This is a genomic window from Synechococcus sp. R8-2, from assembly GCF_047461715.1.
GTDB lineage: Bacteria > Cyanobacteriota > Cyanobacteriia > Thermostichales > Thermostichaceae > Thermostichus.
Genome location: NZ_JANSHQ010000385.1, coordinates 1 through 11145, shown reverse-complemented (window position 1 = coordinate 11145; position 11145 = coordinate 1). Strand labels below are relative to the sequence as shown.

The 11145-nt window shown below is 54.6% G+C and carries 10 protein-coding genes and 1 pseudogene; 5 read left to right on the top strand and 6 right to left on the bottom strand.

The genetic code is table 11. The features are described 5' to 3' along the window. Window positions 1-774: pseudogene (locus NW819_RS09570) on the top strand (DNA methylase); the annotation flags it as partial. Between the two features lie 21 nt (window positions 775-795). On the opposite strand, the gene NW819_RS09565 reads toward NW819_RS09570, so the two are convergent. Beyond that, window positions 796-1245 (bottom strand): HEPN domain-containing protein, encoded by a 450-nt coding sequence (locus tag NW819_RS09565; RefSeq protein WP_414398902.1) that lies wholly within the window; start codon window positions 1243-1245, stop codon window positions 796-798. Beyond that, window positions 1205-1720 (bottom strand): nucleotidyltransferase domain-containing protein, encoded by a 516-nt coding sequence (locus tag NW819_RS09560; RefSeq protein ID WP_414357407.1) that lies wholly within the window; start codon window positions 1718-1720, stop codon window positions 1205-1207. Before NW819_RS09560 ends, NW819_RS09565 begins: the two co-directional genes overlap by 41 nt. Window positions 1721-1822: 102 nt before the next feature. Here NW819_RS09560 and NW819_RS09555 point away from each other — a divergent pair, with 102 nt between their 5' ends. After that, window positions 1823-4534, top strand: a complete 2712-nt coding sequence (locus NW819_RS09555; protein WP_414413594.1) for a phospholipase D-like domain-containing anti-phage protein — start codon at window positions 1823-1825, stop codon at window positions 4532-4534. A 94-nt stretch (window positions 4535-4628) separates the two neighbouring features. Here the strand turns inward: NW819_RS09555 and NW819_RS09550 are convergent, their stop codons facing one another. Further along, window positions 4629-5243, bottom strand: a complete 615-nt coding sequence (locus tag NW819_RS09550) for a Uma2 family endonuclease (RefSeq protein WP_414357405.1) — start codon at window positions 5241-5243, stop codon at window positions 4629-4631. A 194-nt stretch (window positions 5244-5437) separates the two neighbouring features. Further along, the gene (locus NW819_RS09545) at window positions 5438-6052 is read right to left on the bottom strand and encodes a Uma2 family endonuclease (protein ID WP_414413593.1); all 615 of its coding nucleotides are present in this window, start codon (window positions 6050-6052) and stop codon (window positions 5438-5440) included. A gap of 362 nt (window positions 6053-6414) precedes the next feature. Between NW819_RS09545 and NW819_RS09540 the strand changes: the two genes are divergently transcribed. From NW819_RS09540 to rsmD, 3 genes are read left to right on the top strand one after another with little or no spacing between them, the layout of a single operon-like run. Then, a complete protein-coding gene (locus NW819_RS09540) occupies window positions 6415-7176 on the top strand; it encodes a HEAT repeat domain-containing protein (RefSeq protein ID WP_414413592.1) in 762 nt (253 codons plus the stop codon). Between the two features lie 39 nt (window positions 7177-7215). Continuing rightward, complete coding sequence (locus tag NW819_RS09535) at window positions 7216-8103, top strand: Sll0314/Alr1548 family TPR repeat-containing protein (protein WP_414413591.1); 888 nt, start codon at window positions 7216-7218, stop codon at window positions 8101-8103. A gap of 9 nt (window positions 8104-8112) precedes the next feature. After that, window positions 8113-8664 carry a 16S rRNA (guanine(966)-N(2))-methyltransferase RsmD gene (rsmD, locus tag NW819_RS09530; protein ID WP_414330030.1) on the top strand — a complete coding sequence of 184 codons (552 nt, stop codon included), beginning with the start codon at window positions 8113-8115 and terminating at the stop codon, window positions 8662-8664. Here the strand turns inward: rsmD and NW819_RS09525 are convergent. Then, complete coding sequence (locus tag NW819_RS09525) at window positions 8661-9281, bottom strand: hypothetical protein (RefSeq protein ID WP_414342348.1); 621 nt, start codon at window positions 9279-9281, stop codon at window positions 8661-8663. The genes rsmD and NW819_RS09525 overlap by 4 nt on opposite strands. 45 nt (window positions 9282-9326) lie before the next feature. After that, window positions 9327-10868: a glycogen synthase GlgA gene (gene glgA / locus NW819_RS09520; protein ID WP_414413590.1), complete on the bottom strand. Its 1542-nt coding sequence runs from the start codon at window positions 10866-10868 to the stop codon at window positions 9327-9329. Window positions 10869-11145: the final 277 nt, after the last annotated feature.

Here is an 11145-nt window from a genome sequence, read left to right as displayed (position 1 = left end):
TTGCAAGATACTTCTGCCTATCGGGATGAGCTGGTGGAAGAGGTGCGGCAAGAAGTCGCCCGTCAAATTGAAACTATGGTGGGGCTAAATCAAAGCACCCAAGGCAAGGGGCGCACCGAAAACCTGTTTGAAGATGCCGATTTGCAAATGGCAGGTTATGCGGCAGCGTTGCGGGTATTGACGGGCTACCGGCGCATTGATGGACAGGATATGGTGGCAGCAGCCCTGCGCCCCCGACCCAAAGGCGAAAGAGATATCGTTCGGGAAATTATTGATTATGCCGTGCAGGTTGCCAATGAGCATCTTGTACCTGAAGGCATCGCGCAGGGGGTGTGGGAGGGGTGCTGTGGTGCAGAGCGCTTTTATCTGAAAATGATGGAACTGGAAGCGGTAGGGCTGAAGAAGCTGGACAACTACCAGAACTTTGCCAAGGCATTTCGAGTTGGCGACTATGGCGAATTGATGGCCTCTCAGCAGCCCAACAATGCCCGACTCAAAAATGCTCTAGACTTCAAGAAGAGCAGCTTTGAGGGCGAATTTGGCCGCTCAGCACTGCGAGCCGTTTTGTTTGCTCTCTACGAACTGCAGAAAGAGGCGGATAGCGATGAGGTGATGGAACACCTGCGGTCTTTGGTGCCCAGCTACCACACGCGCCGGGATGATTTGGTGGCTTTTTGTCAATACATTGCCCGCAAGCGAGAACACCGCTATCCAGAAGAGTCCTCAGCCGCCGGGATCTTGCTCGCCCTTATCAGAAATGAACGCTTGGGTTGAAGAAGAAGTTATAGGATTAACTCACTCACAAGTTGTATTGTCAGGGCTTCCTTCAAGCTCAGCATCTGAGTTAAAGTATTTCTCAACAATCGACTTTATTTGGTTAACATAAGCTATAGCCTTGTCCGCATTTTTTTGTTTGTAGTATTCCAAGGGGACAATATCTACAGCTCCATAAAAAGCCAACTCCCTATCTTTGCGCATCTCAAATGATATGTTTTCCAGCAAGGCTATTTCCTCGTCAGAAAGCTCTGGGAACCGTTCTCTATTTTCTGCTACTTGGCCACCAGGGTCATGGGTTTTGCCGTAGTTTATTCCCTTAATGATTAGGCAAGCTTTGATGAATAACTCAATGATTTCTTGGCACATCCGAACTACATCAGCGTAATCGCCAACCTCATAGAAGAATGACAACGCTTGGATGCGATAATTAGCCCTTTGATAGTAGTCTCTTGCTAATTTCTTTCTCATCGTTATTCACCCAATAGGGGATCCCCCGGCATACTTTATACGTAATTAAACTGTCACAGATGAGTTGATTGACTATATCCCTGATCTGCGTGATGCAGTTCTGCTTTTCATAGATGATGTGGTGGTTGGTAGCCACTTCATAAGTCAAGCTGGCTGGCCTGCATAGCTCTGTGGGCTTTAGCAAGATAAAGTTTATCTCCAAGCCAAGAAGTTTTTCTAGATCCCTGCAGGTAGGAAGCAGTAAGTCATCTCTGCTTCTGCAATCGGGTATATTCTCTGCAATTACTAATAAATCGAGGTCAGAGCCGTGAACCCATGAATTATTGGCGCGGGATCCATAGACAACAATAGCCCACAGATCCGAGCCAAAGACGGATTGAATTTTCTCTTGAATAAGCCGCGCTTGTGCTTCGGATATTCCTATGCTGCGCTTCTCTCTGCCCTGAAAGCCTGCAGACTCTTGTACGGTTGACATGGCTACCTTGCGCTGATCAGCTTATTCTGCAAAGACGCTGCTTGCGCCTTCGGCTGCTCATTTTAAGGCTAGAGTATTGTTACAATTTTACCCCAGCCCGCCATGTCCAGCACTTCTTTCCTACGCCGTTTCAGTTCCCGCCAGCAGCGGCTCAGCCATGTCTTTCTCAAAGATCGCCTGGCAAAGGCACGCACCTACAAGCGCATTGCTGGGTACTTTCGCTCTTCTATTTTTGAATTGGTGACTGAAGAGATTACACACATCGAGCAGGTGCAGATCGTCTGTAACAGCGACTTGGATCCCTGGGATATTGCCATCGGCAAAGCTTCCCGCCAGGCCAGAGAAATGGCGCTCAAAGAAAAATGGAACGAAGAGAAAGGAGAATTGATCACCAGCCTATTACAGCGCCCCCGCTACCGTCAACTTTACGAAATCCTCAAAAGCGGCAAAGTGGAAGTGCGAGTGGTGTCAGCCGCAGATGCCCCCTTTCTCCACGGCAAAGCAGGTGTTATTGAGGCAAGAGATGGCACCAAATCTGCTTTTATCGGCAGCCTCAACGAAACGCGGCAGGGATGGCAAGAGCATTACGAAATTGTCTGGGAAGACCAGTCGCCAGAAGGGGTTGCTTGGGTCGAAGCGGAGTTTCAGTACCTGTGGGAACGGAGTGTTCCTCTGCCAGAAGCGATTGTGGAAGAGGTGGGGCGATTATCTCGCAAGGTAGAGGTATTTCTTCAAGACTTGCAACCTGTCGATGTTCCTGGAGCCGCATTGGTGGAAGCCCCTCTCTATCGCCGGGGTGAGGTTCTCAAACCATGGCAGCAGTCGTTTGTGGAAATGTTCCTGGAACACCGAGAGCTGTATGGTGCAGTGCGACTCATTCTGGCAGATGAAGTGGGGCTGGGTAAAACCTTGTCTTTGGCGGTTGCGGCGATGGTGGCGTGCCTTTTGGAAGATGGGCCAGCCTTAATTCTTTGTCCGGCTACCCTCTGCCAGCAGTGGCAAGTGGAACTCAAAGATAAACTGGGCATTCCCTCTGCTGTGTGGCTCTCCAACCGCAAGGTATGGCAAGATGCCAATGGGCACATCATCAAAACCAAGGGTGCTGAAGGTATTGGCCGTTGCCCCTATCAAATTGGTATTGTTTCTACGGGTCTCATCTTTCACAATGCCCCCGAAGCCCAATGCCTTTTGGAACGACGCTTTGGCACGATTGTCCTGGATGAGGCCCACCGCGCCCGCTGTACCCGTGGTGTCACGGTAAGGGATCCCAAACCCAACAATCTCTTGGACTTTATGGGCAAGGCGGCCACCCAGTCCAAGCACGTCCTTTTGGGCACAGCCACCCCCATCCAAACCCATGTTGAGGAGCTGTGGGATCTGCTGGGAGTGCTCAACAGCGGTGCCGAGCATGTGTTGGGACGACGGCATCAGCAGTTGTGGCAGCAGACGCAAAGGATCCTGCCCATCTTGACAGGACAACAAGCAGTGACCGACGAGCATTTTGCCTGGAATTTGCTCCGCAATCCTCTGCCGCCATCTGTTGAGGATCCCTTGTTTGACCACATCCGCAGCGATCTGAAGCTCTTCAAAGGTCAACACTTCACAGATAAGCCCCTGACGGAATTGGAGGACTTCACCCGCCAAGAACTGCGAGATGCCCTGGAAGAGCGCCAACAGGGGCTGACTTTTTTCCAGCGACACAACCCAATTCTGCGCCATACCGTATTGCGAAAACGCTCTACCTTGGAAGAATTGGGCTTGCTTGAGCGGATTGCCGTCGATATTTGGCCGAGCGAGGGAGAGAAATTGCCCATGTTCTGTGGGCTGGGTTTGCTCACTTCTCCCGAATTTGATGTGGCCTATGAAGCTGCCCAAGATTTTGCTAGGGCTTTAAGACAGCGTACCCAATCCGCTGGGTTTATGAAAAGCATCATGCAAAGCCGGATCTGCTCCAGTATTGCCAGCGGCCTATCTACGGCTCAGAAACTACTGGAAAAGCGGCGTTTTTTTGAGGAGGACGGAGAAGAAGATTGGCTGTTAGATAACCTTCCAGAGATTTTAGAGGCAGAATATGCCCATTTGGAGCGCATTGTTAGCGTCTTGAGCCAAAAGAGCACGGATCCCAAACTCGATGCCGTCCTCTATTTCCTACAGGAACGACACTGGCTGGACTTGGGATGCATCATTTTCAGCCAGTATTTTGATACCGCCCATTGGGTGGCCAACAACCTGAGCCAACGTCTGCCTCAAGAAAGTGTGGCTCTCTATGCAGGCGCCCACAAGTCGGGTTTGTTTTTTGCCGGAGAATGGCGGAGCGCAGAGCGGGAAGATATCAAGAGAGCCGTGCGAGAGCGTACCATTCGGCTGGTGGTGGCCACCGATGCTGCTTGTGAAGGTCTGAATCTCCAAACTTTGGGCACGCTGATCAACATTGATCTCCCTTGGAATCCTTCCCGCCTAGAGCAGCGCATCGGGCGGATCAAGCGCTTTGGTCAGACCCGCGACCGTGTGGACATGCTCAACCTGGTGTACCACGGTACCCACGACGAAAAGGTATACGAGGTGCTTTCTCAGCGGATGAAAGATCGCTACGACTTGTTCGGTTCTTTGCCCGATACTATCGAAGATGAGTGGATTGAGAATATCGAAACTCTGGAGGCCAAATTGCAGGAGTTTACAGAGCGCAAGAAACAGGCCAACGCTTTTGAGCTGCGCTACGCAAGCACAGTTGAACCCAAAGGCCCAAGATGGGAGACCTGCGAAAAGGTGTTGTCCCGTCGGGATATTGTGGAACGTCTTTCAGAAGGGTGGTAGCCATATATCAGCCAATTCGATATGCTTCTGCCAATGGGCTGGAAAAAGTTGCCTCTGACCACGAGTTAATACGGGCGGAAGTGCCTTGACCATGCTAGGCTCCAGCCCGAAAAATCTGCTCAGCCGTGAGGTTTAATTCAGGGAAAACTTTAGAGCGAATCCGGTCATTGCCCCGAAATAATTGCGCCTGATATTCCTCATTGACCAGTTGGAAAACCGAGATTGTGGGAACCTTCGGCTCGCCAATGTACCGACGACCCCCCAACGCTTGGTAGTCAACGATCCAGTATTCGGCAATACCTAACGTCTCGTAGTCACTCAGCTTATGCCAGTAGTCATCTCGCCAGTTGTTGCTGGTAATTTCAATGACAAGAGGAATAGAGGTTCCGTGGATGAGCGTCGAGGATTTCTGCCACAGGGGTTCTCTGGCCAAGGCGGTACGGTCAATCACCACCCCATCAGGAGCGTAGGCAGTATCGCCTTCCGGCGCCTTGATCAAGGTGTCCCGACCTAGAAAATAGTTGAGGTTGCACCTGCGGATTTCTAATGCCAATTCGATGGCAAGAAAACCACTGATTTCATCATGTTTCCCTGTGGGTTGCATCTCAACCGCAACTCCGTTGTGTAGTTCGTATCGTCTGTTAGGTTTCCACTCCAGAAACTCAGCAAAAGTCATTGGCTTAGAAGACACAGCATAGGTAGCAGTCATAGTTTTTCCTCCCTTGAATGAGTTAAAACGCCCTAGATACTTCTGCAAACATTGTCGCCCATCTCATCCTTTAATAGTCTTTTATGGCATAGCCGTGTAACCCTAGCCAGAGCCGGATGTAGATATCTAGCAGAATCACTTCAGGCATTCCCAACTTGCCTCATCTACGTTTCAAGTGGGGGAGTAGGTTCTTGTCAGGAGCGTGTTGCATTTGAATCTTGCTCTAATTCAATATCACCGTAAATGTCTGCCAGGGAAAAAGTGATGTTGACAGATGGCAGCGTAACAACATCATCCAGGGCATAGTAGTCCCTGAAGATCCACTCGACATTTCCCTGGCGGCGGTAGTGTTCTACACTGATTCGAGCTTGGTCAATTAGCAGATACTCCTGTAAAGTTGGGAGAGAGCGATAGGCAGCAAACTTCGCTCCTCTATCGTAGCTTTCGGTGGCAGGCGAGAGCACTTCCACAATTAAGATAGGGTTAGTGACAGTATCCTTGCGCCCTTCTTTAAGCTGAACTGGGTTTTGGATCACCATACCATCGGGATAGACATATTGTTCGAAGGCAGGTATGTAAAGTCTGAGATCACTAGAAAAAACGGAAAAACCCTTGCCTCTTAGCTTAAGCCAAAGTAGGGCATTGACACTGGTAATCAGTTGGCTATGAATGGGTGTGCCGCCAGTTATCTCAATAATTTCCCCATTGCGAAATTCACGGCGGATCCCGCCTGTGGCCTCTGATTCAGCTTCCAGGGCAAAGTATTCCTCTGAAGTGTGGGTTTTACGGGGGGCGAGGGCAGTGGTCATGGCATCTCCTCAGGCAGCGGCAGAATGGCTCAAACGGTCAGTCGGGTGTCGAGAAGCTCGACGCAGTGGCCTTCGGGTTCTCTCGGTCGCAAGTGCAGCCAACCTCTCTGTATCCTTCGTCGGCCTCTCCATGATGAGAGGTATCCTGCGATTCTGGGGTAAAGACCGGTGGTGGGGAGCTGACGCTTTTGTTATCCTGTCGCATAAGCTCCCCCTCTGGGATCCCAGGGGAAAGTGGGCCAACCTTGCCTGACACTGAACGCCAGCACAGCCCGCATAATGTTCCCGCACAATGTCCTGCACAATGTTGTGTCAGCAAGACTTGGTTCTCGATGGCAGGTTTGCAGAGAGGACGTGACCTGATGTTTACTTGGCTCTGGACGAAACAATTTTCTCGCTTGAATCAAAGGCTACAGAGCCTAGAGGTAGCCCGCGAGGAAAACCTTCTGTCTCCCGATCTGAGCGCTCAAACTCTGCAGGTGGCCCCCGACTTTTGGGAACGGCAGCACCAAGCCTTTGTCTATGTGGATAAGCAAATGCGAAGGCTCAGCCGTCGCAGCAAGATTTGGGGAGGAATGGCGCTGCTGGCCATTCTGGCCGATGCGGCTTTGATAGTGGCAGGTCTGGCAGCGTTCCAGTCTTGGCAGCAGGTGCAGGCGGATCGCCAATTAACTCGCATTGCCCAACAGGTTGCGGCTGTCGATCCTGTGCAGCAAGCTTTTGATGATCTGGTGGCTCAATTGCCCCAGATGAGCGGGGCAGAGCGATCTCGTGCCCTAGAGGCGTTGCAGGCTCTCTCGGCCATCTCGATGGCCTATGGCGGCTACTCCTCCGACGGTTCTGCGGGTATTTCTGTGTACAGCTCTGCTCTCCCAGCAACCCCTCTTGAGGCTCAACTGCAAACCATTTACCGGTTGGGGCAAATGCGGGTGGTGGAGGCGGTGCCGGCTTTGCTGACCAAGCTTGCGGACGATGAGCCGGTGGTGCGGGAGGCGGCGGCCCGTGCCCTCGGCCAAATTGGGGATCCGCGCGCCTTGGGTCCCTTGCACGATCTTCTGGCCTATGAGCCCAATGAGTTGGTTCAAGATGCCGCTATTGCTTCGATTGCCCAACTGCTGCGCTGAAGAGAGGGTTAGATGGGGGTGGGAGTTGAGGCACTGGGGATGAGTATCGGCAAAATGAGCAGGCTGGGCAAACTGCTGGGGGTGATTTGTTGGGTGTGGGGATCCGCTCTGCCCGTTTGGGCGCAGGATCCCTTCCGCAGCGGGGACAATGCCCGCCCCATCAGGCCGGAGGTGGCGGCAGCTTTTGAAGAGTTCTTCTGTGCAGGCCGCTACAGCCAGAGCCGGGAAAAGCTGGAAATGGCCAAGAAAGCCTCTCCCGAAGAGCCGATGGTCTATGCCCTGTTGGCAGCGCTGGCTTATCAGGAGGGAGACCTGGAAGCATTTGCCCGGTTGGCTACCCAAACCCGACAGGTGGCCGCCGAGTTGAAAAAGACGGATCCCCTGCGTGGCAACCTTTACGAGGGTGTGGGCTACGGGCTGGAGGCAGCCAACATAGTGGTGCGAGATGGGGTGGTCATCGGTTTGCCCAAGGCTCTGCCCACCCTCAATCAATTGTTTGCCTCCATCCGGGCCGCCCAGGCAGTGGACAGCAGCGATCCGGAGCTGAATCTGCTCAACGGCTACATGGATTTGCTGCTGACCTACCGGGAGAAGGCTCTAAATCAGTTTCGGATGGCAGCGCCTGACTATCTGTCCTACCGCGGCCAAGCTCTGGCCTACCGGGATATGCAGCGCTTTGACGAGGCATTGGAGGCGGTGGATCGGGCCATTGCTGCTTCCTGCAACAACCCGGAGCTCTATTACCTCAAGGCGCAAATTCTGGTTTCCAAAGGGCAAGACCGAGAGGCCGTCCCCCTTTTCGATCAAGCCCTGCAAGCTTCCGCCCAACTGCCCCAACCTTTGGTGGAGCAAATCCAGATGGAGCGGGATCGCGCTGCCCAACGCAGTGGGTTGACCGGCCAGTTGCCGGCCACGCCTAGCCCCTGAAGGGATCCCATGAGCCTGCGCATCAGCGGCAAACGAGCGCTGCAAACTCCCGCTGGCTTGGGCACTCGACCCACACCTGGCCGGGTGAGGCAGGCCTTGTTCAACATCTTGCAAGGGCAGGTGGAAGGCTGTCGCTGGCTGGATCTGTGCTGTGGGGCCGGTACGGTGGGAGCAGAAGCTCTGTGTCAGGGGGCCGCTTTTGTGGCCGGGATCGAGATTGCCGCCCCTGCCTGCCGCATCATCCGAGCCAACTGGGCCAAGGTGGCGCAGCCGGGGCAATCTTTCCAGGTCATTCAGGGAGATGCCCGCAAGCTGCTCAGCCGCGGCCTGAACTTGGAGCCATTTGATTACGTGTACTTTGCTCCTCCCTACGAGGCCGGTCTGTACGCCCCGCTCCTGCCCCTGATCCCGCCCTTGCTCAAGCCAGGCGGAACCTTGATCGTCGAGCATCGCAGCGGCCAGAAGCTACCAGACCAGGTGGGATCCCTGCTGCGCTTTGACCAACGAACCTATGGGCAAACGGCCCTCGCCTTCTATCGCCATCTGGAAGAGCAGCTCTAGCTGGGGAAGGGAGTGCTGACGAAGCCGATTTCCAAGAGCTGCTGGTAGGCTTGGGTGCCCAGCTCGCGGGTTGGGCTCTGGCTGTTGATGACCTGGATCAGCCAGCCCACGGCCTCTTCCGGTCGCCCGGCGGCGCGATAGACCACGGCCAAATCGTAGGCGGCTTGATCCCGGGCTTGGGCGGCAACACGGGCCAGCTCCCGCTGTTCTTCGGAGATGCGGTTTTGGATCCCGGCGAAGGCGCGGGAGAGATCTTGGTGGTAGTTGGAGCGCTGGTTGTAGGCGTTGAACACCTGCTGCAGCAGCTCGACAGCCTGGTCGTAGTTTTGCGCTTGGATGGCGGCATTGGCTTCGGCGGCCAGTTGTTCGGCTCGCAATGCGCTGAGGGCGCTGCTGGGCTGCTCTAGGGCGCGAAACTGCTGCGGATTGGGAATAAGCTGTTGCCCGGTGGGGAGCTGCTGAGCAGTGGCCCAGAAGGTGGAGCCCATGCCCAGGACAAGGCCGAGCAGTACGCCGAAAACCAACCGCGCCCAAGAACGGCGCAGAAGGCTGAGCCCCTGTGCGATGGCGTCCTGGCGACAGCCTTGGGAAGCAACAGTAGGACGTCGTCCAATCATGTGCGGGTAACCCCCAAAACCTTTTTTGACCCGTTCCACTCTACCCTACTCCTCGTGCCTTTGCTGCAGCTCAGGGATCCCTTTGGAGCGAGGCTGGGAGGAGATGGGCTTCTTGAGCTTGGGCGGAGAGGAGCTGGGCGAGTTGGGTGGCTCTGGAGGCTTTTCCGGCAGCAGCGGTAGGTTGAGAATCAGCTCATACATGCGCAGGTATTCCAGCGCCGAGCGGTGCCAACTGAAATCGCTGGCCATGCCCCGCTTCTGCAGCGCTTGCCAAGTTTCTTTGTGCTGGAAGGCTTCCCAAGCCCGCGCCAGACAGGTGTAGAAGTCCAGGGCTTCGTAGCGGTCAAAGCAGTAGCCGGTGCCGATCCCCTTGCTGGGGATGTGGTGGCTGACGGTATCCACCAGCCCCCCCGTGCGGCGGACAATGGGCACACACCCATAGCGCATGGCGATCATCTGGCTGATGCCGCAGGGCTCAAAGCGGCTGGGCATCAAAAACGCATCTGCCCCCCCGTAGATCAACTGGGCCAGCTTGGGTTGGTAGCCTTTTTGGTAGGCCATTTTGCCCGGGTGCCGCTCGGCCATCTCCCGGATCCGCCCTTCGTAGTAGGCTTCGCCGCTGCCTCCCAGCAAAACAAATTGCGCGTCGCTGTAGGCCAAAAAGCGATCCAAGGCTTGGATGAGCAAGTCGATCCCTTTTTGCTCCACCAAACGGGCCACCATGCCCATCAGAAAGGTATCTGGGTTAACGGTCAAGCCCAACTTGGCCTGTAGCGTGGCTTTGTTGGTCGCCCGCCCGCTGAGATCATCGATGCTGAAATTGGCCTCTAGGTCTGGGTCGGTGCGGGGATCAAACCTATCGATGTCGATCCCATTCAAAATTCCGCGCAGCCGTTCCCCTTTCCAGGCCAACAAGTCCTGCAGTCCTTCCCCATGCAGAGGGGTGCGAATCTCCATCGCGTAGGTGGGCGAGACGGTATTCACTTGGTCGGCGTAGAGGATCCCGGCAGCCATGGTGTTGTGGGCAGAAAAATACCAGGGCAGCCAGGTCATGCGCTCCAGTTGCCAGCGCCAGGGCCCTTGGTAGGCCAGGTTGTGGATGGTGAACACCGTGCCAATATCGGGAGCTTGGTGCATCCAGGCCGGGATCATGCCGGTGTGCCAATCGTGGCAGTGGATGATGTTGGGTTTCCAGGGGTAGTAAGTCCAGGCAAATTCGGCTACGGCGTTGGCAAAAAAGGTGAAGCGCCAGAACTCGTCCTCGCCGTAGTAGATGCGGTGGGGAGCAAAGCAGTAGTGGCTGACCAAGTAGAGGGGCACATCGGTGCCGGGCAAAACGCTTTCGTAAATATCGGCCACCTGACCCATGACCTGTTTAGACCAGATGGGATCTTTCGAGCGGGGGTATTGCCCCGGTTCCTGGCCGAACTTGTCCCAGAGAAAGCCATACAGAGGCATGATGATGCGGACATCCTGACCCAGCTTGCGCAAAACGACAGGCAGGGATCCCACCACATCCGCCATGCCCCCCACCTTGGCCAGAGGTGCTGCCTCTGCCGCTGCGAACAAAATCCTGGCTTGAACCACGCTGCCCTCCCTGGTGTTGTGGGCTCCGCTCCGCCGCCGTGAACGGATCCCGGCTCAGTTGCCCTCAGCCAAAACCCTTCCCATCCTAAAACACAAGGGATCCCTGCGCCGGATGAGCTGATGCAGCGCCTCATCTTGAGGTTATGTTGCAACTTATTGATTTTTCGTAAGATGGAAGGACAGTGCTGCTCAGAACTGTTGTGGGCGCTGCTGTATTGCACTTTATTCGTCGTCATTGTTCTGGAGAGACGTCCTATGACCATAGCGGTAGGGCGCG

What these genes read in the sequence shown, in the direction of transcription:
- rsmD (WP_414330030.1), top strand. Translation starts at nt 8,113, where the DNA reads ATGAGCCTGCGCATCAGCGGCAAACGAGCGCTGCAAACTCCCGCTGGC.
- NW819_RS09535 (WP_414413591.1), top strand. Translation starts at nt 7,216, where the DNA reads ATGAGTATCGGCAAAATGAGCAGGCTGGGCAAACTGCTGGGGGTGATT.
- NW819_RS09565 (WP_414398902.1), bottom strand. Translation starts at nt 1,245, where the DNA reads ATGAGAAAGAAATTAGCAAGAGACTACTATCAAAGGGCTAATTATCGC.
- NW819_RS09540 (WP_414413592.1), top strand. Translation starts at nt 6,415, where the DNA reads ATGTTTACTTGGCTCTGGACGAAACAATTTTCTCGCTTGAATCAAAGG.
- NW819_RS09550 (WP_414357405.1), bottom strand. Translation starts at nt 5,243, where the DNA reads ATGACTGCTACCTATGCTGTGTCTTCTAAGCCAATGACTTTTGCTGAG.
- NW819_RS09545 (WP_414413593.1), bottom strand. Translation starts at nt 6,052, where the DNA reads ATGACCACTGCCCTCGCCCCCCGTAAAACCCACACTTCAGAGGAATAC.
- NW819_RS09525 (WP_414342348.1), bottom strand. Translation starts at nt 9,281, where the DNA reads ATGATTGGACGACGTCCTACTGTTGCTTCCCAAGGCTGTCGCCAGGAC.
- NW819_RS09555 (WP_414413594.1), top strand. Translation starts at nt 1,823, where the DNA reads ATGTCCAGCACTTCTTTCCTACGCCGTTTCAGTTCCCGCCAGCAGCGG.
- NW819_RS09560 (WP_414357407.1), bottom strand. Translation starts at nt 1,720, where the DNA reads ATGTCAACCGTACAAGAGTCTGCAGGCTTTCAGGGCAGAGAGAAGCGC.